Origin of the sequence: Tenacibaculum sp. E3R01 (genome assembly GCF_003318185.1) — a bacterium.
Lineage (GTDB): Bacteria > Bacteroidota > Bacteroidia > Flavobacteriales > Flavobacteriaceae > Polaribacter > Polaribacter halocynthiae.
The window spans coordinates 83,209-108,482 of sequence record NZ_QOCC01000024.1 but is presented as its reverse complement, the minus strand read 5'-3'; the positions used below and the strand labels follow the sequence as shown (position 1 = coordinate 108,482).

Here is a 25,274-nt window from a genome sequence, read left to right as displayed (position 1 = left end):
TTTTACTAAAGCTAGACCTATATACAACTGTCTATTCCACCTAAAACAGATCATGTTTTAAGCTAAGAAAACAACTTACTGATTAAATTAATTTAAAATACACACATTATATTGTACAAAATCGGGTTTTACAATATCTTTGCATTTCCAAAAATCTTCACTTGTAAGAGGATTTAGCAATAATTATATATATAAAATAATGATTAAAATTACATTACCTGACGGAAGCGTTAAAGAATTTGAAGTAAATAGTACAGCAATGGATGTTGCTAAAAGTATTAGTGAAGGGTTAGCAAGAAATGTTATTTCTGCTAGTTTTAACGGAAAAACAGTTGAAACCACCACCCCTTTAACCACTGATGGTTCTTTGGTATTGTATACATTTAATGATGATGAAGGAAAAAATGCTTTTTGGCATTCATCTGCCCATGTATTAGCACAAGCTATTTTAGATTTTTATCCAAATTCAAAACTAACTATTGGACCAGCTATAGAAAATGGTTTTTATTATGATGTAGATTTTGGAGAGGACTCTATTTCTGAGAAAGATTTTGAAAAAATAGAGAAGAAGTTTTTAGAGCGAGCAAGAGAAAAAGCTGAATTTAAATTACGTTCAATTTCAAAAGCTGACGCACTTTCTTATTATAAAGAACAAGACAATCAATATAAAGTAGAGTTGATTGAAGGATTAGAAGATGGAGAGATTACTTTTTGTGATCATAGCGACTTTACAGATTTATGTAGAGGTGGACACATTCCAAATACTGGGATTATAAAAGCTATAAAAATAATGAGTGTTGCTGGTGCATACTGGCGTGGTGATGAGAAAAATAATCAGTTAACTCGTGTTTATGGAATATCATTTCCTAAACAAAAACAATTAAAAGAATACTTAGAGTTATTAGAGGAAGCGAAGAAACGTGACCACAGAAAACTTGGTAAAGAATTAGAATTATTTACTTTTTCTCAAAGAGTTGGTCAGGGATTGCCTTTATGGTTACCAAAAGGTGCTGCCTTAAGAAATAGATTAGAAGACTTTTTAAAGAAAGCACAAAAAAAAGCGGGTTATGAAATGGTAATGACTCCTCATATTGGTCAGAAAGAATTATATGTTACTTCTGGTCATTATGCTAAATACGGAGAAGACAGTTTTCAACCAATTACCACTCCAAAACAAGATGAAGAGTTCTTATTAAAACCTATGAACTGCCCTCATCATTGTGAAGTTTACAACCATAAACCTTATTCGTACAAAGACTTACCTAAGCGTTTTGCTGAGTTTGGTACTGTATACAGATATGAACAGAGTGGTGAATTACATGGATTGACTCGTGTAAGAGGGTTTACTCAAGACGATGCTCATATATTTTGTACACCTGATCAATTAGATGAAGAGTTTAAAAACGTTATTGATTTAGTATTATATGTTTTTGGCTCATTAGGTTTTGAAAAATTTACAGCCCAAGTTTCTATTAGAGATATGGCGAACCCTGATAAATATATAGGTTCTGTTGATAATTGGGAAAAAGCTGAACAAGCAATTATTAATGCTGCAAAAGATAAAGGTTTAGATTATGTTATTGAAGAAGGTGAAGCTGCTTTTTATGGACCTAAATTAGACTTTATGGTAAAAGATGCTTTAGGAAGAAAATGGCAATTAGGAACTATTCAAGTTGACTATAATTTACCTGAACGCTTTGATTTAAATTATAAAGGAGCAGATAATCAATTACACAGACCAGTAATGATACATAGAGCTCCATTTGGATCAATGGAACGTTTTATTGCTGTTTTACTAGAGCATACGGGAGGAAACTTCCCTCTTTGGTTAACTCCTGAGCAAGTTATTATACTGCCTATCAGTGAGAAATACCAAAATTATTCAGAAAAAGTTTTAGATTTGTTAGAAAATTCCGAAATTCGCGCCCTGATAGATGATCGAAATGAGAAAACGGGTAGAAAAATTCGTGATGCGGAAGTAAGCAAAATACCTTTTATGGTTATTGTTGGTGAAAATGAACAAAAGGATGGTACGGTTTCTGTAAGGAAACATGGTGAAGGAGACTTAGGCGTCTTTACAATTGAAGAGTTTACCTCTTTAATTAATAAAGAAGTTAGCAAAACCTTAGTCCCTTTTGGAAAATAATTAGATAGTAATTTTAAATTTATAAGTCATAGCAATTAGAAGAAGAGGCGGACGTAGACCGCTCAGAGTAATTAAAGAAGATCAACATAGAATTAATGAAAAAATTAGGTATGTTGAGGAAGTTCGTCTAGTAGGCGATAACATTGAAGTAGGTGTGTACCCTTTAGCAAAAGCAAAAGAAATTGCTAAAGAACAAGAGTTAGATTTAGTTGAAATTTCACCTAAAGCTGTACCTCCTGTTTGTAAGGTTATTGATTACAAGAAGTATTTGTATGAGCAGAAAAAACGTGAAAAAGCCTTAAAATCAAAAGCAACGAAAGTTACTGTTAAGGAAATTCGTTTTGGACCTCAAACAGATGAACATGATTATGAGTTTAAAAAGAAGCATGCTATAAAATTTTTACAAGATGGAGCAAAACTAAAAGCATTCGTGTTTTTCAAGGGACGTTCTATCGTGTTTAAAGAGCAAGGGCAAATTTTATTATTAAAATTAGCACAAGAGCTTGAAGAGTATGGAAAGGTTGAGCAAATGCCAAAACTTGAAGGTAAACGTATGATTATGTTTATTGCTCCTAAGAAAACGAAATAAAGAAAGTTATAAGCAAGATAAAACGCAAAACAAAAGATGCCTAAAATTAAAACAAAATCTAGTGCCAAGAAACGTTTCAAGTTAACTGGTTCTGGGAAAATCAAAAGAAAGCACGCGTTTAAGAGTCACATCTTAACAAAGAAGTCTAAAAAACGTAAGCTTGCATTAACACATGCTGCATTAGTACACAAGTCTGATGAAGCTAACATTAAGCAACAATTAGTTTTAAAATAATTGTTAGCAAGGTAGTAAATTATTAACCATGGAGTTAGGCTCAAAAAAGTACTTTTAAATAAGTCGCCTACTACAAAAAAACAATTTGAATTATGCCAAGATCAGTAAATTCAGTAGCTTCAAGAAATAGAAGAAAAAAAATCTTGAAGCAAGCAAAAGGTTACTTTGGACGTAGAAAGAACGTTTATACAGTAGCAAAAAATGCGGTTGAAAAAGGAATGTTATATTCTTACAGAGACCGTAAAAACAATAAGAGAAACTTCCGTTCATTATGGATTCAACGTATTAACGCTGGAGCTCGTCAGTTCGGAATGTCTTACTCACAGTTTATGGGTAAAGTAAAAGCTAATGAAATTGAGTTAAACCGTAAGGTTTTAGCTGATTTAGCTATGAACAACCCAGAAGCTTTCAAGGCCATTGTAGAGAAAATAAAATAAGTTTCATAAACTTGCTTATACTAAAAACCCAAACTTTACGTTTGGGTTTTTTTAAACCATTAAATTATACTTTATACTTAAAAAACTTTTTATGAAATTTTTAAAAGTCATATTATTTTTTACTTTAACGAATGTAGCTGTTAGCCAAAATTCATCTCAAAACTCTACGAATAACTCGATTAAAAAACAATTTGAAACTCTATATAAAAAGTCGGGTAGTTATCAAAAATATAAAGTTATAGAAAAGACTTTATTCAATGCTTTACAAAGAAGGACTGTAGATACTATTAAAAATCTTAAATCGACAATTGTTTCAAAACAAGATTTAATAAACAATCAAAATAAAAAACTTACAAGCTTAGAAAATCAAATTACCTCTCTAAAGAATAACTTAACTGAATCTTCAGAAAAAGAAGATCAAATTTCTTTTATAGGTATTAACTTAACAAAATCAAATTACAACCTAATTGTTTGGATTATTATTTTCACAATACTAAGTTTATTAGTGTATTTTATATATCGATTTAAAAACAGTAATATCTTAACCAAAGAGACTCGCAGTTCATTTGATGAAATTGAACAAGAATTTGAGCAATACAAGAAAAAATCAATTGAGAAAGAACAACAATTGAGAAGGAAACTACAAGATGAAATTAATAAACAACGTGGTGTTTAATTAAAAATAAACTCAAAAAAGGCCTCAAATTTAATTTGAGGCCTTTTATTTAAACTTCTAGTAAAACTAAATTTTCTTTTTCTTTCTTCTCATTTTCCAAATCAAAAAGTAATGAATCTATTCGTTCCTTTTTAATACCTGGTACACATATAATGTGAGCTATTGCTTCCTCTGATGCTAATTGATATTTTTCACACACTTTTTTAGATGGCTTATCAAAAACAACTGTTAGTGCTTCTTTATTTCTCCAAGCATTAACTCCTATTTCATTTAATTTTCGTTCGGTGTATGCTGCTAGTTCTTGTGATTCACATACCCTTCTTTTTAATCCGTCTTTACCATGTTTTTCAATAAATGACCATAAAAATAATGGTGTTAATCCATTTCTTGACCCTGTAATAGTTGTGTCTAAAGTACCTACATAAGATATGGAGTTTGCTACCCTGTTTCTATGTGCTCTTTTACACATTACTATTCCACATGGAATTGGCCCTCCAATAAATTTATGCCCAGAAATAGAAATACTATCTACACCTTCAGAAAAATCAAACTTAGGTTTTGGCTCAACAAATGGGGCTATTGTTCCTAAAAACGCTGCATCACAATGAATATAATAATCTTTAATTGCGTATTTTTTTATTATCGTTTTTATTTTTTCTAAATCATCTACAGCTTCTGTCATAGTTGTTCCAACATTCAAGAAAAAAACTGCTGGTTTATCTCTATGAATAGTTAAAATCTGTTCTAAATCTTCGTAATCAATTTCACCGTTCTCTTGACTTCTAACAACAATGTTTCTCATGTTTAATAAGTGAAGATTTTTCTTTACGCTATAATGTGTAGATTCACTATAGTAAACAACGGCATCTGGATAACACTCCCTAGCTAGATATAAACCATACAAATTACCTTCTGTACCTCCATTAGTAACATACCCCCAAACATCATTTACTGTTGTAGATAATATATCTGCGAAGAACGAAATACATTTTTTCTCTACTTCTTTCGTGTCAATTGTTAATGTAGACTTAGCTTCTGGGTCTCCAACGTTGTTTATACAAAGGTCTAAAAATGGTGCAAATTCACTAAATGTAAAATCCTTTGCTAATGGATACCCTAAAAATTTATCAGAACTATCCTTAATTCTCTTATATATATTTTCTAAACCCTTCATCTTTATTAATTTCTAATACAAAAGTACAAACAAAGAATAATAAACCATAACCCAATAGTTTTATAAGTAATTTTTACCAATAAATATTTATTTAAAAGAAAATAACTACTTTTGAGATCTATTATATCTGCTTACATAAAAAAAAATTCTATGATTCACTTAGATCCTATAGACTTAAAAATAATAGAGGAGTTACAAAAAGATGGAAAACAATCTATAAAACAACTTTCTCAAAAAATAAACCTTTCCATTACTCCAACTCATGAGCGAATAAAAAAAATTGAAGCTAGTGGAATTATAGAAAAATATGTTGCAATAGTTAATCCTGAATTACTTGGGAAAAATTTAATTGTTTATTGTCAAGTTACATTAGTACAACATGAAGACAATGCATTTAAAAAATTTGAAGACTATGTTAATTCTATATCTAAAATTCTTGAAGTTTCATACATAGCTGGAAGTTTTGATATTCTTTTAAAAATCATATTAAAAGATATGAATGAATACCAAAATTTTGTTTTGAAAGAAATGTCACAATTAGAAATCATATCTAATATTCAAAGTTCTTTTGTTATAAAACAAATAAAAAATGACACTTTGATAAGTGTCATTTAATTAAAAATTCATTGATATTTAACACATTCCATCACGAATTGTAAATTCAAATTCTTGTATTACAGCTTCTCCTTTTATGTTTTTTGCTGGTTTCCAAGTAGGCATAGCTTTAATTAAATTGATTAATTCTTTATCTACTTCATAATTACCTGAAGTTTCTTTTACATTAACATTTATTGCTTTACCATTTTCATTAATAGCAAAACATACAACAGCTCCATTATTTGCTTGGAAATTACAGGCTTGAATATTCATTGAAGTATTCCCCCTTAGATAAGTAATCATTTTGTCATAACCTCCATCAAAAGCGGCTTCTATTTCTGGCACAACTACCATATTAATTATCATTTCACTATTTTCTAATTCTTCTGTTACAGAGTTTTTAGTTTTATAATCTACTTTTATTGTAACTACATCTGATATGTTTACTGAATTAATTAATTTAATTTGTTTTTCAGTAAACACATTGTTTTTTCCTAATTCTTTTACTTCTTTTCCATTTTTTATTATCCCGATTTTAACCGACTTGTAATTAACAATCCAACTTGATGGATAATACGCTATTAAATCACCAACACTATGTGCTTCTTTTATTTTCTTTTTAGTTATAGTTCGTTTATGTTTTCCTTTAACAGAGTACATTAAGTTTTTTTCAGCGACAAAATCATTCAAAAATGTATTATCGTTCGTAAATAAACTTTTATCAATTAATTTGCAAGTAACTATCTCTTTGTTATCTTTTACAAAACCATAGATTACAAGTAACATAACAGTCATAAAAAAACCAATAACAACAACCTTATTTTTCATACTAAACATATTTTATATTGCTTAACAAATTTAATACTAACCAATTACATTTTTAAAAACTAATTGTAAATAGTTGTTATTGAAGTGTAAAAAAATGTTATTGAAATGTAAATTACAAGTAACCAAACAAGAATTAATGTAACTTTGTTATATGTCATCAAAAACAATACGAACTATTTTATTTTTAATGTTGCTAACTATATTTGGATTATTTATAACTCAGGTATATTGGTTTAAAAAATCTTTTTCTTTAGAAGGAAGACAGTTTGATGAAAAAATAAACATTGCTCTTAGAAATGTTGCAAATACACTACTAATATTAGATAATAACAATTTATCGAAAATTCCCCCGATTTCAAAAACTGCCTCTAATGAATATTATATAAAAACCAACAGTTATTATAACTTAGCTACTTTGGATAGTTGCATTAGAAAGGAATTTTTACTAAGAAATATAAATGTAAATTTTGATTATTCTATTTTAAAAGCTAAAAATCAAGAACTTATTTTAGGAAACACTATAACAAACTTATTTGACGATCCAAGTATTGCTTGTATTGGAAGAATGGATGATAAAGAAAACCTTGATTTCAAAATTCGTATTAATAACAAAACTTCGCATTTATTAAATTCAATGGGAATATGGTTATACTCTTCCATTAGTTTATTAATACTATTAGCGGTTTTTACATTTATAATACTTTCTATTATTAAAGAAAAAAAACTAGCTATGCTAAAAAAAGATTTTGTGAATAACATGACGCATGAACTAAAAACCCCTATAACCAATATCTCAGTTGCTTCTGATGCAATTAGAAACAGAAATGATATGGATAATCAAAAGCTAAAAAAATATGCTGATATAATATATAATGAAAACACTAGGCTACATAATCTCGTTGATACCGTTTTACAAATTTCAACTATAGAAAAAAAAGAGGAATCTCTTTCATTCAAAATTATTGATTTACATACCATTATTAATAATGTAATTACTAGTTTTCAACCATTAATTCAAGAAAAAGAAGGTAGTCTTAAATCAAAACTAAATGCAAATCAATACCTTATTAATGCTGATGAAACTCATTTAACAAATGTAATTTATAATTTAATTGAAAACGCTATAAAGTATTCCAAAAACTATCCTGAAATAATACTTACAACAAAAAATGAAAAGGATGGCATTTTCATTGAAATTAAAGATAAAGGTATTGGAATGAGTAAAGAAACTCAACAACGCATTTTTGAAAAATTTTTCAGAGCTGAATCTGGAAACATTCATAACACCAAAGGTTATGGTTTAGGTCTAAACTATGTCAAAATTATTATTGAAAAACATTTAGGAAACATTACCTTTAAAAGTACAAGAAATGTAGGAAGCTGTTTTAAAATTTATTTACCTATTTAAATTTATGAATATCCAAAAACGTATTTTACTTATTGAAGATGATGAAAGTATGGGCTTTTTATTAAAAGACAGTCTTGAAGGATATAATTTTCACGTAACTCATTTAACAAATGGATTACCAGCTTTACCTTTATTAAAAAAACAATCTTTTGATTTATGTTTATTAGATGTAATGATGCCAAAAATAGATGGTTTTAGTTTGGCTTCCGAAATTAGATCTTTCAACCTAGACATTCCTATTATATTTTTAACTGCTAAATCAATGAAAGAAGATAAAATAAAAGGGTTTAAAGTTGGTGCTGATGATTATGTAACTAAACCTTTTAGCATAGAGGAATTAGTATTAAGGATAAAAGCTATTTTAAAAAGGGGGAAGACTACTAATTTAACCAATGAGTCAATAAATTTTGATGCTTATTCTTTAGATATTACTAATTTAATATTGCATACTCAACAAGAAAGTATTCAGTTAACTCAAAAAGAAGCTGATCTTTTATCATTATTCGTTAAAAACCCAAATACATTACTTAGAAGAGAATATATTTTAAAATCGATATGGGAAGATGATAGTTATTTTTTAGGTAGGAGTTTAGATGTTTTTATTTCAAAATTACGCAAGTACTTTAAAGAAACATCTTCAATTAAAATAAGTAACATTCATGGTACCGGTTATAAGTTTGTAATTTTAGATTCATCTTTATAATTATATTAATTTAAAAGCAACTACATGTATATGCAGTTGCTTCTTAATTTAATTAAAGTTTATTAAAAACTTATTTTTTAGCATTTACCAAATGTTTGGCTAATTACAGTTACCCCCCCAATAACAACAGAAAGTTTAACACCTGTAGGAATTCCCCAAGTTGTACAAATACCTATACATGCCTTACCTGCAGTTCCGTTTGGAATGCTAACAGGAATACTAAAACAATGTTTTCCAAAACCTAAAGGTAATTTTATACAAATCTTGTGATTTTCAACTGTAACTGACACACATTGTGCACTTACAAACAAATCTCCTCCTTTAGTTGTATCAAAACTAGCATTTGCTGCTTTTAATTCTCCGCCGCCATGTGTGTTTCTTGCTGCTTCTAGCGCTTGTTCAATTGCTTCATCATCGAACGAATAAAATGTTCCCATAATTTTTTATGTTTAAGTTAGTTTCTTACTCTTTTTAAAGGATTTTCAGACTTCTCCTTGGTAATAAAAAAGATGTAGCTACTTCTAATTTTTACTTAACCATTAATAAACTTAAGCTTATCAACACTGTAAATATCTGCATTACGCTCCCTTAAACTTCCAAAAACACCGCGACCGATTATTATAATGCTATCAACATTATAAAATACTTCGCAAACGAAAAAAGATAAATTAATTAATTGCAATTGTAAGATCAAAAAGGTTTTTGTCGATTAAAAAAGAAAAGATTAATTTTACCTAGCTATGAAAAAATTACTTGGTTACCCACCATTTCACTACCTCTTATGCTTAATTTTTGGAATAACTTTACAGTTTCATTTCAAAATATGGAGTTATAGTTTTTTTAAACTGTTTTTAACTTCCATACTATTAAGCTTGATTTTACTTATTTTAAAAAAAAATAAGTATGCTGTTGGATTTAAATTTATATCTCTTTTTACTTTCCTCTTCTTAGGGATTACATCAGTATATATTCAAAACCCTAAAAACTATTCAAATTATTTTATAAAACATGTAAACAATAATTCTTATACTACTATAACAGTTACTAAAAAATTAAAATCTAATACTTATTTTGATAAATATGTTGGCTCCATTAATTATGTTGATAAAAAAGAAGTTAAAGGAAATGTTTTAATAAATATAAAGAAAGACAGTTCTTTACAATTATTAAAAATCAACGATCAAATAGTAATAAAACCTATTTTTAAAGAATTATCCTCTCCTTTAAACCCTTATCAATTTAATTACAAAGACTATCTCTCAAAACAATATATATATCATCAAATATCTATCAGTAAGAAACACTATAAAATTACAACAAACAAAAAGTTTTCAATAGTTAGGTATTCAAATAGTTTTCGAGAAAAGATTCAAACTTCTTTAAAAAAACAAGTTTTTTCAAAAGACGTATATGCCATTATCAATGCCTTATTACTTGGTCAACGTCAAGATATATCAAAAAAAATTATTGCAAATTACACAAACGCTGGTGCCATACATTTACTAGCTATATCAGGATTACATATTGGTATCATTTTGTTAATACTCTTAAATATACTAAAACCATTACATTATTTTAAACACGGTACTCGTCTAAAAACCCTTAGTATAATACTCGTTTTATGGTGGTTCGCTTTTATTGCTGGTTTGTCTGCATCAGTAGTTAGAGCAGTTACCATGTTTACTTTTATTGCAATTGCAGAACTATTTAAAAAGAAAAGTATCATAGAACATTCACTTATAAGCTCCATGTTTTTATTACTTCTTATAAAACCTTTATTTTTATTCGATGTTGGTTTCCAATTAAGTTATATTGCTGTTTTTGGAATTGTTTGGATTCAACCATTACTTTATAAGATTTGGAATCCTAAATTTTCATTATTAAATAAAATATGGAAATTATTTACAGTCTCAATTGCTGCACAACTAGCTATTTTACCAATTAGCTTATATTATTTTCATCAATTTCCCTCTTTATTTATCCTTTCTAATTTAATTATAATACCCTTCCTTGGTAGTATTTTATTCTTTGGAATTATAATTATGCTACTATCTACTTTAGATTTACTGCCAAACTTCTTAGCTAAAATCTATAACTATAGCATTCAATACATGAATAATTTTATGGAATGGATTGCAAATCAAGAAAACTTTTTACTGACAGAAATACCTATGTCTCTTTTACAAGCATTTTTATGGTATACTTTTATAATTTTTTCTTTTCAGCTCTTTTTAAAACCTACTACAAGAAAATTAATTTATACTTTACTTTCAATTAGTCTGCTACAATCTACTTATTTAGTAGAAAAACACAAAAGTGAATCGAGGAATGAATTTGTCATTTTTCATAAAAATCAACACTCAATAATTGGGGAACAAAAAAAAGGAAAACTTCTCATTTATCATGACTCTTTAAAAGTATTAAATATCACTAATGAAAAATTAGTAAAAGCATATCGTATTGAAAAAAACATTAATACAATTTATAAAAACACTATCCCTTCAATTTTTTTAACAAAAAAAGATACTATTATGATAATTGATAAACTCGGTATTTACAATGTTAAAACCCTTAAAAACTGTATTGTTTTATTAATAGACAATCCAAAAATAAATTTATCTCGTTTAATCAAACAAGTAAAACCAAAATTAATTATAGCTGATGGCAGTAATTATAAAAGTTATACTAATCAATACAGGCTAACTTGTAAGAAACAAAAAACACCCTTTTGGAGTACTTACCAAAAGGGTGCTTATATATTAAATTAGTTCTTTAACTATATAGAACTTTTAAAGTTTTCAGAAAAATCTTTCCATTTTGTAGTTTTATAATTTTCACCTGAAAAGAAGGCTAATATTTTTTCAAAACGCTGTTCAGCTAAATAGCCAGGAACATTTTGTATGAGTTGTTTATCTTTATTTAAAAAAGCTGTTGATGGGTAACTAAGTTTTCCATTCATTATTGCCGCAGCTAGTTCATGATATCCTCTCCTACCTTGTGCTTTATAGGTAAATTTTCTTCCTTGGTAGTTTATATCTCTCTTCTCTTCTCCATTTAATTTTACAGCATAATAATTTTCATTAATATACTTTACAATTACTTCATTCTTATAAGTAGTTTTATCCATTTTCTTACACCATCCGCACCAATCGGTATAAATATCAATTAAAATAGGCTTCGGGTTTTTCTCATTTTTCTCTATGGCTTCTTCAAAAGTTAACCATTTAACCTTGTTTTGTGCTTTAACACTTATAGAAGCTACTACTAAAACTACTACTATTATAAAATTTCTCATACTCCGTTTGTCTCAATAAGTATTCCAAATTTACAAAAAAACCTGTTAATTTTTTCAAACTAACAGGTTATATATTTTTCTACTGATAAAAATTATTATCGAATACCGTGCATTAATTTCTTAATTAATGGATTTAACACCAAAAAGATTATCCCAACTGCTCCAGGAATTATAGTAAATATTAAAAAGAAAAAGGACATAGAATATTGCTCTACAATAGGATCTATATAACTACCTACTTTAGCAGCAATAAAATTACCTAGGGCATTTACTAAATACCATATTCCGAACATCATACCTATTTTTTTCGCAGGCACTAATTTTGAAACATAAGAAAGTCCTACTGGAGATACACATAATTCTCCCATAGTGTGAAATAAATATGCTAATACAAGCCAAATTAAACTTACAGATGCTGTTTTAGCTCCTTGAGGAATAGCACTAGAACCATAAGCTAAAGCACCAAATCCAATAGCTAAAAGTACCATTCCAATTCCGAATTTTACTGCCGCAGATGGATTAAACTTACTTTCCCACCATTTAGAAAATAGTGGAGCTAAGAAAATAATAAACAATGAGTTTAATATTAAAAACCAAGATGCCTCAATTTCTGCATTTTGCTGAGGAATGATTACACTTAATTTCCATATTACTATTGCCCAAATACTCACAAAGCTAATACCTAAAACTATATTAGATAAAGATATTTTTTTAAATGTTTGTCCAAATAATTTTAACAATACCCAAGAAATAATAATTAAAGGCACTGTTGAAACTAAAACATCTACAATTTTGAATATAACTGCAGAATTACCTGTTAAAGCTCTTTGTGTATAATCTCTTGCGAAAATGTTCATAGATCCACTTGCTTGTTCAAAAGCTGCCCAAAAAAACACTGTGAAAAAAGCTAAAATACCAACTACTATGTATCTATCTCTTTGAACATTATTAGGAACTTTTTCTTCTTCAATAACCTCAACATTTTCAATAGCGTCTGATAAATCCACTTTTTTACTTGGTGCATTTCCTATATTTTCAAAAATGTCTCTACCAAACCAAAATTGTAAAGTTCCTAAAAACATAAAAATACCGGCAAGCCCGAATCCCCATGAATAACTTAAATTATTTGCTAAAAAACCACATAGAAGAACTCCTAAGAAACCACCAGCATTTACTCCCATATAAAAAATGGTAAAAGCCCCATCTTTTCTTTCCGGGTATTTGTCATATAAACCACTTACTATTGAAGTAACGTTTGGCTTAAACAAACCATTACCTATAATCAAAAGACCTATACCTAAATACAGTGTCATTTCTGTTTCTAAAGCCATAGCAGCATGCCCCAATGTCATTGCCAAAGCTCCAAGCGCTACTGCTTTTTGATATCCTAAAAACTTATCTGCAATGATACCTCCAATTAAAGGTGTTAAATAAACAGAACTTGTATAAATACCTAATAATCCTAAGGCACGTTCTCTAGTCCATTCCCAGCCACCATCAGAAAATGATGCTGTTAAAAACAATACAAATATTGCACGCATTCCATAATATGAAAAGCGTTCCCACATTTCAGTAAAAAACAAAACAAACAGTGCTGGTTTATGTCCTAAAAGACTAAACTCATTAGATTTCAATGTTGTACTCATAAATATTTATTTAATTTATAAACAAAACAAACCTCATAATATTTCTATTATGAGGTTGTTAAATATATTTTTATTAATTATCAGCTAATTCAAATCCTTCTGCTTCTTCTTGCTTTAAATCCCTTTCTTTCTCTTCAGCTCCATGCGTTAAACGCTTTAAAGGTTTTAATATTAAAATAAATAAACCACCGATTAAAACAGTAAAAATTAATATTCCAGAAAAAATAGTTAACTCACCATAATCAGAAGCTGATTCTCCTACTATTCCTGCTACTTTATTACCTAAACCTGTAGCTGCAAAATAAACTCCCATCATTAAAGCAGCATATTTTATTGGTGCTAACTTAGTGATAAAAGAAAGTGCTACTGGTGAAATACATAATTCACCTATTGTATGAAATAAATACGCCAATACTAACCATAACATGCTAGATGTTCCAGATTTCTCGAACTCCATAGCTGCAAAAACCATAAAAAGGAAACCAAATCCCATTATAATAATACCTAAAGCCATTTTAAATAAAGAAGAAGCTTCTTTTGATTTCAGCTTTCTATTAGCCCAAAAACCAGCAACCCCAGTTGCAAATAAAATAATAAAACCAGCATTTAAACTTTGAAACATTACTGTTGGAATTTCCCAACCAAAAAGAACTCTATTTGTATTTGTTTCTGTATATAAGTTCATTAATCCTCCAGCTTGCTCAAATGCTCCCCAAAAAATAATAACCATAATAAAAGATAATAAAAGAACTAAAAAACGATCTTTAAAAACCTGAGTTTCTAATTCTTTGTAAATCATCATTAATAATGCTGTAATTGCTGTTAAAAACAAAAATAACATTCCATAACCCCATCCTAACTTATACCATCCAAACGCAGATGCCGCTAATAAAACTACAGTAAAAACCAACTGTTTAGGTGAACTAAACAGCTTTGAATATAACTTCCCGTAAGATATTGAGTTCTCATCATTTTTACTTGGCACGAAATTACCTACTTCTTTTAAATACTTTTGTCCATAAACATAGTTTATTAATCCTAATACCATTACAATACCTGCTAAACCAAAACCTGCATGCCATCCCCATTTTGCAACTACTAATCCTATTACCATCGTTGCTAAAAGAGAACCTAAGTTTATTCCTATATAAAAAATAGAAAATCCTTTATCTCTTCTAATATCTCCTTCTTTATATAATCCTCCAACCATAGTTGAAATATTTGGTTTTAATAAACCAACTCCTAAAATAACTAACCCTAACCCTGTATAAAAAGCCCAAGTATCAGTCATTATTAGAACTCCATGACCTAGGCACAAAATAATTGCCCCTAATAATACCGATCTTTTTTGTCCAAGTAATTTATCTGCAATCATACCTCCGGGTATAGACATTACATATACCAACATGGTATACCAACCATATAAAGCTAAAGCTTCTTTACTTGTCCAACCTAACCCTGCTCCTCTTGGATCATCTCCCATTGCAGAAGTAGTCATATATAAAACTAATAAAGCTCTCATTCCATAATATGAAAATCGTTCCCACATTTCGGTTAGAAACAGGATATATAAACCTACTGGTTGCCCAAATAATTCTTTTTCATGCGGCTGTTTTACTGTACTCATGTTTGTTAGATTTTTATAAGTTGTTTTTAATAAAATTTGTCATTTTAGTATATAAATGTAAACGTGTATTACCACCATAAATTCCGTGGTTTTTATCTGGATACATTGCCCAATCAAATTGTTTATTAGCTTGAATTAAAGCCTCTGCCATGCGCGTAGCGTTTTGTACATGTACATTATCATCTCCTGTACCATGAACTAATAAATATTTTCCTTTTAATAATTCAGGATAGTTCAATGGTGAGTTATCATCATATCCTGTTGGATTTTCTTCAGGAGTACGCATATAACGTTCAGTATATATTGTATCATAAAAACGCCATGTTGTTACTGGAGCAACTGCTATTGCTGCTGCAAAAACGTCATTCCCTTTTAAAATACAATTGGTACTCATATGACCACCAAAAGACCATCCCCAAATTCCAATTCTATTTGCATCTACATATGAAAGTTTTGCTAACTCTTTAGCAACAGCAATCTGATCTTCAGTTTCATGCTTTACTAAATTCATATAAGTAACTTTCTTAAAATCTCTACCTTTATAACCTGTACCTCTTCCATCAACACATACAACAATATACCCATTTTGAGCTAGCATTTGGTGCCAGTAATCATTTGAACCATTCCATCTATTAGCTACATTTTGAGATCCTGGCCCAGAATATTGATACATTAAAACAGGGTACTTTTTATTTGCATCAAAATTTGATGGTTTAATTGTATACATGTTTAAATCATTCCCATTTATGGATATTGTTGAGAATTCTTTTTTACTAAGATTGTATTGAGTAATCGTTTGCTTTAAACTTGCATTATCTTTAATTGTTTTTAAAACTTTACCTCCTTTATTCCTTAATGTATACACCTGTGGTGTATTAGCATCAGAAAACGTATTGATAAAGTAATTCATATTTTTACTAAAAGATGCACCATTAGTTCCTGAAGGATTACTTAGTAACTTTTTGTTATTTCCTTTTAATGAAACACTATATACTCCTCTATTAATTGATCCGTTTTCTACAGATTGATAATAAATAGTTTTTTCTTTAGCATTGTACCCGTAATAAGAAGTTACTTCCCAATTACCTTTAGTTACTTGATTTATTAATTTACCTTTATTATCATAATGATAAATATGGTTATACCCATCTTTTTCACTAGTCCAAATAAAGCTATTATCATCTAAAAAAGTTAAATCGTCAGTAACATCAACATAAGCCTTATCTGTTTCATTAAGTATTAATGTACTAGCAAATGTGTTAGCATTAACAAAATACATTTTCAAATCATTTTGATGACGATTTAATGTACGTACAGCTAATAAATTTGAATCTTTAGTCCAATTAATTCTTGGAATGTATTCATATTCTCCAAAAACTATTTCTGCAGTTTTATTAGTGCTTAATGAAAAAATATGCAATGAAACTTTTGCATTTTTTTCTCCAGCTTTCGGATATTTAAAAACATGTTGAGTTGGATATTTCCCTTTACCATACACATCCATAGAAAATGTTTTCACTTTGCTTTCATCAAAACGTAAGTATGCAAGGTTTTTACTATCTGAACTCCACTCAAAAGCTTTTACAAAACCAAATTCTTCTTCATATACCCAATCAGTAATACCATTAATAATTTCATTTTTCTTTCCACTACTTGTTATTTTAAAAACAGTTTCATTTTCAGAAAAATCTTTAATGTATAAGTTATTATCCTTAGCGTATGCTATTTTTTTACTATCTGGTGAAAAAGTAGGTCTTTGAATATCTTCTCCTATTAATGATATTTTTTTTGAAGCAATATCATATAAGTAAAATGTACCTAAAAAAGAACGACGAAATATTGGTTTAAAGTTGGTACCTAAAATCAATTTAGTTTCGTCGTTATTAAATTTATACGATTGAATGTATTTTAATTCATTTAAATCTTTACTATCAACAATTGTGGCTATTTTCTCTAATGTTTCATAACTGTACTTATCTACAGTTGAACTTTCTTTTGAATAATTTAAAAGGGAGTAAAAATCTCCATTCATTGAGTTTAAAGAATTCATATAATCAGCTCTAAACGTGCCTTTTCGCCATATATCCTCTAAAGAAATATCTTTTTTCTGAGCTTGTATAAACGTAGAAACTCCAATAAAAAATATTAACAGTTTTTTCATATTTAGTTGTTGTTTAAGTAAAAAGTTTGCCAAGTTTACGGAAAATTCATTAAATTCTGAGTTAAAAACCTTAGAAATATACATTATGAAAGCTATTTTAATAGGATTCATTTATCTTTGACCCCATTAAAAAACAAAAACAAAGAATGCCTAAAGTTATTTCTGGATTTTCTAAACTTTCTAAAGAAGACAAAATAGATTGGTTAGCTAAAAATTTTTTTAACAATCAAAATGAAACTATAAATGTTATAAAACAGTATTGGAATGACAATTCTAAGCTACAACAACTTCATGATGATTTTATAGAGAATACAATCACTAACTTTTATATGCCCTATGGTATTGCTCCTAACTTTATTATTAACAATAAAGAATACGTAATACCTATGGTAGTTGAAGAAAGTTCTGTAGTTGCTGCTGCTTCTCTTGTAGCTAAATTCTGGAGTACACGTGGAGGTTTTAAAACAACAGTTATTTCAACAACTAAAATTGGTCAAGTTCATTTTATGTTTGCTGGTAATAAAAAAGAAATCACTAGTTATTTTAATGAACAAAAATCTAAATTAAGAGAAGTAACTTCCTCTATTACCAAAAACATGGAAAAAAGAGGTGGTGGTATTTTAGATATTGAATTAATTGACAAAACTAAGCAACTTGATAACTACTATCAATTGCATGTTACTTTTGAAACCAAAGATTCAATGGGAGCTAATTTTATTAACTCTTGTTTAGAAGCTATGGCTAATCAATTTAAAAGACATGACATTGAAATAGTTATGAGTATTTTATCTAACTATGTTCCTGAATGTATTGTTAAATCTGAAGTTTCATGCTTAATTCCTGATTTAGGAGGAGAGAATCCTGAGAAGTTTGCTAAGAAATTTGAACAAGCCGTTAAAATAGCAGAAATTGAACCTTTTAGAGCTGTTACTCATAACAAAGGAATCATGAATGGTATTGACGCAGTTGTTTTAGCTACAGGAAATGATTTCAGAGCTATTGAAGCTGGTGCCCATGCATATGCCTCTAAAGATGGATGTTATAAAAGCCTAACTCACTGTGAAGTAAAAAATGGTATTTTTAAATTTTGGATAGAAATACCTTTGGCTGTTGGAACAGTTGGTGGATTAACAGCTTTACATCCTATGGCTAAACTATCACTAGATATGTTAAACAGGCCATCAGCACGAGAGTTAATGGAAGTAATGGCGACCGCTGGTTTAGCTCAAAATTTTGCAGCTCTAAGAGCTCTTACTACTAAAGGAATTCAGCATGGTCATATGAAAATGCACTTAATGAACATTCTAAATCAATTAGGAGCAACTGCTGAAGAAAAAAACACAATTGCTAAAAAATTTGAAAACGTAACTGTTTCTCATAGTGCAGTTGTGGAAGCTTTCAATAAATTAAGAGAATAGAGAGAATATGTCAACTCGAGTGGAGTCGAGAAGTCATATATTAATAATATAAAAAAGGTTTCGACTCCGCTCGACCTAATACTTGTTTTGAAAAAATTTTACTCAAACGGAAAGTTATTATTAACTGGTGAATACCTTGTTTTAGACGGCGCAAATGCATTAGCTATTCCTACAAAATTTGGCCAAGATTTAACAATACAACCAATTAACGAACCTCAACTCATTTGGGGCAGTTTTACCAACGAAGGCAATTGTTGGTTTGAGGCTACGTTTAACATTTCTAAACTACGTTTAACCTCAGCTACATTTGATTCCAATAAAGAAGGAGGGGCTGAATTTATAGCAGAAACGCTTCTAAATATTTTAAAAGAGGCTAAAAAATTAAACCCTGATTTTTTAAATATCGAAAAAGGATTGATTGTAAAAACAAATTTATCATTTCCTAAAAACTGGGGGCTAGGAAGCTCTTCAACACTAATTAACAATATTGCTTCTTGGGCAAATGTAGACCCTTTCATGTTGTTATGGAATGCTTTTTCTGGAAGTGGTTATGACATTGCTTGTGCCAAACATAATACTCCAATTATATATACTCTTAATAACGGAATACCTTCAATTAAGGAAACTCAATTCGTACCAAGTTATGCTGATGAATTATTTTTTGTGCATTTAAACCAAAAACAAAACAGTAGAGAAGGTATTGCTCAATATAAACAATACAAAGAAGAAGCAAAACTTCTAATTCCAGAAATAAATAAGTTAACTCAAGAATTTTTAGAAGCTTCTTCTACTGAAAAATTAAATAGTATTATTATAGAACACGAGCACATTATAAGTTCTATTATTAAACAAGAACCGGTTAAAAAACGTCTATTTTCTGGTTATTTTGGAGAAATTAAAAGTTTAGGTGCCTGGGGTGGTGATTTTGTTTTAGCTACTGGAGGTAAAAACACCCCTGAATATTTTAAAAATAAAGGGTTCAATACAATTTTACCTTTTAAAGAAATGGCTTTATGAAAAAAGTAATAATTATAGGTGGAGGTGCTGCGGGTTTTTTTACAGCCATAAATGCAAAAGAGCTAAATCCCAATTTAGACATTACTATTTTAGAAAAAGGAAAAGAAGTTTTACAAAAAGTAAAAATATCAGGTGGTGGACGTTGTAATGTTACTCATGCTTGTTTTGAACCAAAAGAACTAACTAAATTCTACCCTAGAGGAGAAAAAGAATTATTAGGTCCTTTTCATAAATTTATGACTGGTGATACATTTGAGTGGTTTGAGAATCATGGAGTTCCTTTAAAAATAGAAAATGACAACCGTGTTTTCCCTGAGGCAAATACATCTCAAGCTATTATAGATTGTTTTACTAATGCTGTTAATAACCTAGGTATTAAAGTGTTTAAAAACCATGGTGTAACTTCAATTCAAAAACAAGAACCTATCTGGACTATCAACACTAAAGAACGTCAATTTAAAGCAGATGTTCTAGTAATTGCAGCCGGTAGTAGTAAAAAAATATGGGAGATGTCTGAAAATCTAGGGCATTCAATAATTAATACTGTTCCTTCTTTATTTACTTTTAACATTAAAGATTCTAGAATAATAGATTTAGGTGGCGTTGCTGTTCCAAATGCAGAAGTTAGTATTGCCAAAACTAAACTAGAAAGCTCGGGCCCATTATTAATTACTCACTGGGGATTAAGTGGTCCTGCGATATTAAAGCTATCTGCTTTTGGTGCTCGTATTTTAGCTGATAAAAACTATCAGTATAATGTTATTGTTAATTGGTTAGGAATTGATGCAGATACAGTTTTTGAAAAACTCCTTGAATTAAAAAATACCAATGCTAAGAAACAAGTTATTTTAAAATCACCATTTCCAGATATTCCTCGTCGCTTATGGGAACGTTTAGTTATAGCTTCAGCTATTAAAAACAACCAAAACTGGGCAGATATCAGTAATAAACATCTTCAAAACTTAACAAATCAATTAACCAACGGGTTATTTAATGCAAATGGGCGCACTACTTTCAAGGAAGAATTTGTTACTGCTGGCGGTATTGATTTAAAACAAATTGACTTTAAACGTTTTGAAAGCAAACTACATCAAAATTTATTTTTTGTAGGTGAAACATTAAATATAGATGCTGTTACTGGAGGATTTAACTTTCAAAATGCTTGGACGGGTGGTTATATATGTGCTAAATCTATCTCAGAAAAATAAATAAAAATATAAAGGTCAAAATAAAATTATTTTGACCTTTATATTTTTTAATCTTCCTCTTCATAACAGTTAAAAACGATAGAATACCCATACTCTAGAGCTTCCGTATACAACTCTTTCTGCTCTTCATCTACATCATCAATAGAGTCAAGTGTGAAATATTCGTCTTCTATTTCAGTAACTTTCCATCCTTCATCTTTAATATAAAAATTTGCTAATTTTAATGCGCCTTGAATATCCTTATAATCAATATACAAACTTACATACGCTCCTATTACTTCATCATAATGCTCAGATGATTTTTTAGGTTTTGCTAAGGCATTTATTAAATACATATTATTTGATTTTTTTATTTGTTTAAGCTATTTCTCCTCTGTGAGGTTTTAAGGCATCTCTAAATGTTTTCATATCTGATTCATTGACTATAATAAAAGCCATAGTATGTAAATCATTTAATTCGTTATACCCAACTTCATGATAATTCAAGCTATCAATTTGGGCAAATTCTTTTAAATGAATACAATGGTGTTTAGCAGTTTCTAATCCGTCAGGCCCCTTAAAGTCCCATATAAGTTTTATTTTTCTATCCACAATTATAATTTAAACCACAAAAATACCTAATTCTAAATTGAATTAGGTATGCAATTATATTAACTAATTAAATATTAGTTGCTTTTTTGAGTTATTGTATACTTATAAGCTTTGAAAATCTTAAGTAATTTTTGACTATGAGAACCCGAAGATGCATTAAAAGTAAAACAAATTGTAAGTTTTAATTTTGGCATATATGCAGCTATTGAACGAAAACCATCAATTGCTCCATCATGACCATAAACCACTAAATCATTAAATTCATTAACTGAAATCCCCATACCCATTTCTTCTTTAGGTGTGGTCATTAATTTTAAACTTTCTTTTGAAATCAATTTACCTGTAAAAAGAGCATTATAAAAAACACTTACTTCTTTTGCATTAGAAATAACACCACCTGCTCCCATTGTTCCTGTTAAATTGGTGTGGAAAGTAATTGGATGCCATTTACCATTTTCAGGATAATAACACATTGCTTCATTTTTAGAAAAATCAATATCTTTTCCAAAATCTGTTCTTTTTAAATTTAACTTGTCAATAATTCGATGATTAACAATTTCACCAAATGTTTTCTTATCTATGTTTTCAGCAATATAAGCAAGTAAGATATAGTTAGAATTAGAATATTCTAATTTAGAATTTGGTTTAAATAAACTAGCTTTACTTTTTATTTTAGTTATCATTTCATTCCTACTTCTAGGTTCACTTATCCAAACTTCAAAATTTTTATCTGTTGTAATATTATAAATACCACTTCTATGATATAACATATCAGAAATTGTAATATTTTCTGAATTTGGAATTTCTGGAAAATATTGACTTAAAGAATTTTTTAATGATAATTTCCCTTCATCTAGTAATTGTAAAATAATGGTAGCTGTAAATGTTTTACTGATAGAACCAATTCTAAACTTAGTTTCAGCATTGTTCTTTTTATCAAGTTCAATATTAGCGTATCCAATAGATTTTTCATAAAAATTATTTCCATTTTTTAAAATAGAAACAGTGCCCATTGCCTCATTTTCTTTCTCAAAATCATTTAATAATTCATTTAAGTTTTGGCTTTTAGTACAGCTCACAAAAAAGCATAAAGCTCCGAAGAATAAAAAAATTCTTTTTTTCATAATATAATAAGTTTTGTATGTAATTAGTTATTAACTAGTGTTGTTTTTTTAAATTTAAAGCTATAAGCCCTAATCTAACAATTAAAAATACTAACATTCCAAAAGTGGGACTTAACAATGCTTCTTTTAAACCAACTGCTAAAACTGAATGATTTATTCCTGTTGCTATTGAAATCGAATCAAAAGCCCAAATCATATTTATCATAAAACCTAAAAATCCCCAAACCAAAGTAAACAAACTTAAATGTCCTATTATTTTTTGTTTTTTGCCTTTTTTATCACCATCCATAAAAGATTTTATAAGTAAGATTATACACAAAATTAACAATATCATCATTGGATACATAAATTCAGGACCTCCTTCATATAATATATTCATAAATAAGAAATTCATAGTTTTAAGTTTTTTAAGTTATTATGTTTCAAATCTAAAAATAGTTTATTGTTCTTTTTTTAGATTGCGACGATTGAATGTTTTATAAAGACAAACTACTAATTGAAGCTTATATAGCAACGTTATTAATCTTATATGCAATATCACGTCTTTATTTTGAATTTCATCGCAAAAAACAATGCATTTAAATAAAAAAGGTATTATTGTACTCTTATGAAAAAATATTTTTCGTTAGTTAAAATCTTAATTAATATCTTAATACACTTGTTATTCTGGATTGGTGTGTACTTTTTTTATACTTATTTTTTAGGATATGGTAGTAGCAATATAAAATATGTAAACAAATTTTCATTCTATTTAATGCCTATAACAATTGTAATAGGTTATTATTTTTATTTTTATTTAATTCCTAATTATCTACTTTCAAAAAAACAATATTTCTTTTTATTATATACAGTATACTCTTTAATAATCTCTTTTTTTCTTATCTTATTTTCAGTTTTTTATGGAGTTATTTTTTCAGCTAGTTTAACTCCAGAAAACTCAATACCTTTAACTAAAAGCCTCCCAATAATAATCTTAGGTGTTTATTTTGTTATACTTATTGTTATAATGCTAGGTTTAATAGCACATCATTATAAATCAACATTAAAAAATGAAGATTTAAAAAACAAATTTCTAGAAACACAATTACAACTTAAAGAACAGGAGTTAAAGTTTTTGAAAATGCAAATCCATCCACATTTTTTATTCAACACACTTAATACTCTATATGGTTTCACACTAAAAAAAGCAGATGAAGCTCCAGATATGATTCTAAAGTTATCTAATCTATTAGATTATATCTTATATCAAGTAGAAAAACCTAAAGTTTTATTGTCTGACGAAATTCAACATATTGAAGATTATGTTTCTTTAGAGAAAATGCGCTTCCAAGAGCGTTTAATCATTGATTTTCAAAAGGAAACATATAATAATCATGTTCAAATTTCTCCAATGCTCTTATTACCTTTTGTTGAAAATGCTTTTAAACATGGTAGTCAAAAGAATGGCGCACTAGAAATATCTATCTTTTTAAAAACAACCAATTCTGAATTAATTTTTGATATTTACAACACAGCAAAAAATGAGAATATTAAAAAAGGAGGAATTGGATTAGAAAACATAAAAAAAAGATTAAATATGGTTTATAAAGATAAATTTGATTTATCAACTTCTTTCTCAAATAATCTCTTTACAGCCCAATTAAAAATACTACTTAAGAATGAATAGGAAAGTTAATTGTATTATTGTTGACGATGAGCCAATGGCTCGTGAAATACTAGTAACTTATATTACAAGAATCACAAATTTAAACCTTATTAAAAGTTGCTCAAGTGCCATAGAAGCATTAAACTTAATAAATGATAAAAATATTGACTTACTTTTTCTAGACATTAACATGCCAGAAATATCAGGGCTATCATTAGCTAAATCTACTCATAAAAAAACAAAAATAATTTTTACTACTGCCTATCGTGAATATGCAGCAGACGGATTTGACTTACAGGCTATTGATTACTTATTAAAGCCAATAGCCTTTGATAGGTTTCTTCAAGCTGTTAATAAATTTCTTGAAATTCCATCTACTTTAAAAAATCACCCCATAGAAAACAAATCATTCACAAATAACAATTTTATTTTTGTTCGAGTAGATAGAAAAATGCTTAAAATAGATTTTGATTCTATTCTTTACATAGAAAGCTTAAGTGACTATATTAAAATCCACACCAAAAACAAAACGATAGTTACTAGAGAAACCATTACTAATATCCAGACCAAATTACCAACTACTTCATTTTTACGAATACACCGTTCTTTTATCATTTCAATTTCATCTATTAATTCTTACACTAATGAATACATAGAGATTAATAAAAAAGCAATTCCAATTAGTCGTAGCTATAAAGAAGAGGTCTTGAATAAATTAAATTCTATTTAGTGTTAAACAATTATCTTTGT

General features: G+C 28.5%; 25 protein-coding genes. 14 read left to right on the top strand and 11 right to left on the bottom strand.

The genetic code is table 11. The features are described from left to right. The first annotated feature begins 199 nt into the window (after positions 1–199). The 5 genes from thrS (at position 200) to DS884_RS12580 (ending at position 4,082) form a co-directional block, all read left to right on the top strand. Positions 200–2,146 carry a threonine--tRNA ligase gene (gene thrS / locus DS884_RS12600; RefSeq protein WP_113786988.1) on the top strand — a complete coding sequence of 649 codons (1,947 nt, stop codon included), beginning with the start codon at positions 200–202 and terminating at the stop codon, positions 2,144–2,146. A 70-nt stretch (positions 2,147–2,216) separates the two neighbouring features. Then, positions 2,217–2,735, top strand: coding sequence for a translation initiation factor IF-3 (gene infC, locus DS884_RS12595; protein WP_093868709.1), 519 nt, complete (start codon positions 2,217–2,219; stop codon positions 2,733–2,735). A 36-nt stretch (positions 2,736–2,771) separates the two neighbouring features. Then, the gene (gene rpmI, locus DS884_RS12590) at positions 2,772–2,969 is read left to right on the top strand and encodes a 50S ribosomal protein L35 (RefSeq protein ID WP_093868708.1); all 198 of its coding nucleotides are present in this window, start codon (positions 2,772–2,774) and stop codon (positions 2,967–2,969) included. A 92-nt stretch (positions 2,970–3,061) separates the two neighbouring features. Then, the gene (gene rplT, locus DS884_RS12585) at positions 3,062–3,406 is read left to right on the top strand and encodes a 50S ribosomal protein L20 (protein ID WP_093868707.1); all 345 of its coding nucleotides are present in this window, start codon (positions 3,062–3,064) and stop codon (positions 3,404–3,406) included. 91 nt (positions 3,407–3,497) lie between these two features. Then, complete coding sequence (locus DS884_RS12580; RefSeq protein WP_093868706.1) at positions 3,498–4,082, top strand: hypothetical protein; 585 nt, start codon at positions 3,498–3,500, stop codon at positions 4,080–4,082. 49 nt (positions 4,083–4,131) lie between these two features. On the opposite strand, the gene DS884_RS12575 is transcribed toward DS884_RS12580, so the two are convergent. Then, complete coding sequence (locus tag DS884_RS12575) at positions 4,132–5,256, bottom strand: histidine decarboxylase (RefSeq protein WP_093868705.1); 1,125 nt, start codon at positions 5,254–5,256, stop codon at positions 4,132–4,134. Between the two features lie 150 nt (positions 5,257–5,406). Between DS884_RS12575 and DS884_RS12570 the strand changes: the two genes are divergently transcribed. Beyond that, positions 5,407–5,871 carry an Lrp/AsnC family transcriptional regulator gene (locus DS884_RS12570; protein WP_093868715.1) on the top strand — a complete coding sequence of 155 codons (465 nt, stop codon included), beginning with the start codon at positions 5,407–5,409 and terminating at the stop codon, positions 5,869–5,871. A gap of 18 nt (positions 5,872–5,889) precedes the next feature. On the opposite strand, the gene DS884_RS12565 is transcribed toward DS884_RS12570, so the two are convergent. Beyond that, positions 5,890–6,681 carry an energy transducer TonB gene (locus DS884_RS12565; RefSeq protein WP_113786986.1) on the bottom strand — a complete coding sequence of 264 codons (792 nt, stop codon included), beginning with the start codon at positions 6,679–6,681 and terminating at the stop codon, positions 5,890–5,892. Between the two features lie 151 nt (positions 6,682–6,832). Here DS884_RS12565 and DS884_RS12560 point away from each other — a divergent pair, with 151 nt between their 5' ends. Beyond that, positions 6,833–8,089, top strand: a complete 1,257-nt coding sequence (locus DS884_RS12560) for a sensor histidine kinase (RefSeq protein WP_113786985.1) — start codon at positions 6,833–6,835, stop codon at positions 8,087–8,089. A gap of 4 nt (positions 8,090–8,093) precedes the next feature. Then, on the top strand, positions 8,094–8,792 hold the full coding sequence (locus DS884_RS12555) for a response regulator transcription factor (RefSeq protein ID WP_093868702.1): 699 nt from the start codon (positions 8,094–8,096) through the stop codon (positions 8,790–8,792). A 77-nt stretch (positions 8,793–8,869) separates the two neighbouring features. Here DS884_RS12555 and DS884_RS12550 read toward each other — a convergent pair whose 3' ends face one another. After that, positions 8,870–9,229 carry a hypothetical protein gene (locus DS884_RS12550; protein WP_093868701.1) on the bottom strand — a complete coding sequence of 120 codons (360 nt, stop codon included), beginning with the start codon at positions 9,227–9,229 and terminating at the stop codon, positions 8,870–8,872. 303 nt (positions 9,230–9,532) lie between these two features. Here DS884_RS12550 and DS884_RS12545 point away from each other — a divergent pair, with 303 nt between their 5' ends. After that, the gene (locus DS884_RS12545) at positions 9,533–11,560 is read left to right on the top strand and encodes a ComEC/Rec2 family competence protein (RefSeq protein ID WP_113786984.1); all 2,028 of its coding nucleotides are present in this window, start codon (positions 9,533–9,535) and stop codon (positions 11,558–11,560) included. 8 nt (positions 11,561–11,568) lie between these two features. On the opposite strand, the gene DS884_RS12540 is transcribed toward DS884_RS12545, so the two are convergent. From DS884_RS12540 to DS884_RS12525, 4 genes are all read right to left on the bottom strand, one after another. After that, a complete protein-coding gene (locus tag DS884_RS12540; protein WP_093868699.1) occupies positions 11,569–12,087 on the bottom strand; it encodes a thioredoxin family protein in 519 nt (172 codons plus the stop codon). Positions 12,088–12,182: 95 nt separating this feature from the next. Continuing rightward, the gene (locus DS884_RS12535) at positions 12,183–13,733 is read right to left on the bottom strand and encodes a peptide MFS transporter (RefSeq protein WP_093868698.1); all 1,551 of its coding nucleotides are present in this window, start codon (positions 13,731–13,733) and stop codon (positions 12,183–12,185) included. 73 nt (positions 13,734–13,806) lie between these two features. Further along, positions 13,807–15,360 carry a peptide MFS transporter gene (locus DS884_RS12530; RefSeq protein WP_113786983.1) on the bottom strand — a complete coding sequence of 518 codons (1,554 nt, stop codon included), beginning with the start codon at positions 15,358–15,360 and terminating at the stop codon, positions 13,807–13,809. A gap of 13 nt (positions 15,361–15,373) precedes the next feature. Further along, complete coding sequence (locus DS884_RS12525; RefSeq protein WP_113786990.1) at positions 15,374–17,521, bottom strand: S9 family peptidase; 2,148 nt, start codon at positions 17,519–17,521, stop codon at positions 15,374–15,376. Between the two features lie 146 nt (positions 17,522–17,667). Here DS884_RS12525 and DS884_RS12520 point away from each other — a divergent pair, with 146 nt between their 5' ends. The 3 genes from DS884_RS12520 to DS884_RS12510 all read left to right on the top strand — a co-directional run bounded on the left by DS884_RS12520 (position 17,668) and on the right by DS884_RS12510 (position 21,164). Next, positions 17,668–18,939, top strand: a complete 1,272-nt coding sequence (locus DS884_RS12520) for a hydroxymethylglutaryl-CoA reductase, degradative (protein ID WP_113786982.1) — start codon at positions 17,668–17,670, stop codon at positions 18,937–18,939. A gap of 87 nt (positions 18,940–19,026) precedes the next feature. Continuing rightward, on the top strand, positions 19,027–19,956 hold the full coding sequence (locus DS884_RS12515; RefSeq protein ID WP_113786981.1) for a GYDIA family GHMP kinase: 930 nt from the start codon (positions 19,027–19,029) through the stop codon (positions 19,954–19,956). After that, positions 19,953–21,164, top strand: a complete 1,212-nt coding sequence (locus tag DS884_RS12510) for an NAD(P)/FAD-dependent oxidoreductase (RefSeq protein ID WP_093868694.1) — start codon at positions 19,953–19,955, stop codon at positions 21,162–21,164. The genes DS884_RS12515 and DS884_RS12510 overlap by 4 nt, the downstream gene beginning before the upstream one ends. Positions 21,165–21,211: 47 nt before the next feature. On the opposite strand, the gene DS884_RS12505 is transcribed toward DS884_RS12510, so the two are convergent. The 4 genes from DS884_RS12505 to DS884_RS12490 all read right to left on the bottom strand — a co-directional run bounded on the left by DS884_RS12505 (position 21,212) and on the right by DS884_RS12490 (position 23,273). Next, positions 21,212–21,499 (bottom strand): hypothetical protein, encoded by a 288-nt coding sequence (locus DS884_RS12505; protein ID WP_113786980.1) that lies wholly within the window; start codon positions 21,497–21,499, stop codon positions 21,212–21,214. Between the two features lie 22 nt (positions 21,500–21,521). Further along, on the bottom strand, positions 21,522–21,755 hold the full coding sequence (locus tag DS884_RS12500) for a hypothetical protein (RefSeq protein WP_113786979.1): 234 nt from the start codon (positions 21,753–21,755) through the stop codon (positions 21,522–21,524). A 74-nt stretch (positions 21,756–21,829) separates the two neighbouring features. Beyond that, positions 21,830–22,879 (bottom strand): serine hydrolase domain-containing protein, encoded by a 1,050-nt coding sequence (locus DS884_RS12495; RefSeq protein WP_113786978.1) that lies wholly within the window; start codon positions 22,877–22,879, stop codon positions 21,830–21,832. Positions 22,880–22,913: 34 nt separating this feature from the next. Further along, a complete protein-coding gene (locus DS884_RS12490) occupies positions 22,914–23,273 on the bottom strand; it encodes a hypothetical protein (RefSeq protein ID WP_113786977.1) in 360 nt (119 codons plus the stop codon). A gap of 360 nt (positions 23,274–23,633) precedes the next feature. On the opposite strand from DS884_RS12490, the gene DS884_RS12485 reads away from it, so the two are divergent. After that, positions 23,634–24,545 carry a sensor histidine kinase gene (locus DS884_RS12485; RefSeq protein WP_233487155.1) on the top strand — a complete coding sequence of 304 codons (912 nt, stop codon included), beginning with the start codon at positions 23,634–23,636 and terminating at the stop codon, positions 24,543–24,545. Next, positions 24,538–25,254, top strand: a complete 717-nt coding sequence (locus tag DS884_RS12480) for a LytR/AlgR family response regulator transcription factor (RefSeq protein ID WP_093868688.1) — start codon at positions 24,538–24,540, stop codon at positions 25,252–25,254. Before DS884_RS12485 ends, DS884_RS12480 begins: the two co-directional genes overlap by 8 nt. Positions 25,255–25,274 lie beyond the last annotated feature (20 nt).

What these genes read in the sequence shown, in the direction of transcription:
- DS884_RS12560 (WP_113786985.1), top strand. Translation starts at nt 6,833, where the DNA reads ATGTCATCAAAAACAATACGAACTATTTTATTTTTAATGTTGCTAACT.
- DS884_RS12580 (WP_093868706.1), top strand. Translation starts at nt 3,498, where the DNA reads ATGAAATTTTTAAAAGTCATATTATTTTTTACTTTAACGAATGTAGCT.
- DS884_RS12570 (WP_093868715.1), top strand. Translation starts at nt 5,407, where the DNA reads ATGATTCACTTAGATCCTATAGACTTAAAAATAATAGAGGAGTTACAA.
- DS884_RS12525 (WP_113786990.1), bottom strand. Translation starts at nt 17,521, where the DNA reads ATGAAAAAACTGTTAATATTTTTTATTGGAGTTTCTACGTTTATACAA.
- DS884_RS12575 (WP_093868705.1), bottom strand. Translation starts at nt 5,256, where the DNA reads ATGAAGGGTTTAGAAAATATATATAAGAGAATTAAGGATAGTTCTGAT.
- DS884_RS12555 (WP_093868702.1), top strand. Translation starts at nt 8,094, where the DNA reads ATGAATATCCAAAAACGTATTTTACTTATTGAAGATGATGAAAGTATG.
- DS884_RS12510 (WP_093868694.1), top strand. Translation starts at nt 19,953, where the DNA reads ATGAAAAAAGTAATAATTATAGGTGGAGGTGCTGCGGGTTTTTTTACA.
- DS884_RS12505 (WP_113786980.1), bottom strand. Translation starts at nt 21,499, where the DNA reads ATGTATTTAATAAATGCCTTAGCAAAACCTAAAAAATCATCTGAGCAT.
- DS884_RS12550 (WP_093868701.1), bottom strand. Translation starts at nt 9,229, where the DNA reads ATGGGAACATTTTATTCGTTCGATGATGAAGCAATTGAACAAGCGCTA.
- DS884_RS12535 (WP_093868698.1), bottom strand. Translation starts at nt 13,733, where the DNA reads ATGAGTACAACATTGAAATCTAATGAGTTTAGTCTTTTAGGACATAAA.
- DS884_RS12520 (WP_113786982.1), top strand. Translation starts at nt 17,668, where the DNA reads ATGCCTAAAGTTATTTCTGGATTTTCTAAACTTTCTAAAGAAGACAAA.
- DS884_RS12480 (WP_093868688.1), top strand. Translation starts at nt 24,538, where the DNA reads ATGAATAGGAAAGTTAATTGTATTATTGTTGACGATGAGCCAATGGCT.
- rplT (WP_093868707.1), top strand. Translation starts at nt 3,062, where the DNA reads ATGCCAAGATCAGTAAATTCAGTAGCTTCAAGAAATAGAAGAAAAAAA.
- thrS (WP_113786988.1), top strand. Translation starts at nt 200, where the DNA reads ATGATTAAAATTACATTACCTGACGGAAGCGTTAAAGAATTTGAAGTA.
- DS884_RS12565 (WP_113786986.1), bottom strand. Translation starts at nt 6,681, where the DNA reads ATGAAAAATAAGGTTGTTGTTATTGGTTTTTTTATGACTGTTATGTTA.
- DS884_RS12485 (WP_233487155.1), top strand. Translation starts at nt 23,634, where the DNA reads ATGCCTATAACAATTGTAATAGGTTATTATTTTTATTTTTATTTAATT.
- DS884_RS12545 (WP_113786984.1), top strand. Translation starts at nt 9,533, where the DNA reads ATGAAAAAATTACTTGGTTACCCACCATTTCACTACCTCTTATGCTTA.
- DS884_RS12490 (WP_113786977.1), bottom strand. Translation starts at nt 23,273, where the DNA reads ATGAATTTCTTATTTATGAATATATTATATGAAGGAGGTCCTGAATTT.
- DS884_RS12530 (WP_113786983.1), bottom strand. Translation starts at nt 15,360, where the DNA reads ATGAGTACAGTAAAACAGCCGCATGAAAAAGAATTATTTGGGCAACCA.
- DS884_RS12540 (WP_093868699.1), bottom strand. Translation starts at nt 12,087, where the DNA reads ATGAGAAATTTTATAATAGTAGTAGTTTTAGTAGTAGCTTCTATAAGT.
- rpmI (WP_093868708.1), top strand. Translation starts at nt 2,772, where the DNA reads ATGCCTAAAATTAAAACAAAATCTAGTGCCAAGAAACGTTTCAAGTTA.
- DS884_RS12495 (WP_113786978.1), bottom strand. Translation starts at nt 22,879, where the DNA reads ATGAAAAAAAGAATTTTTTTATTCTTCGGAGCTTTATGCTTTTTTGTG.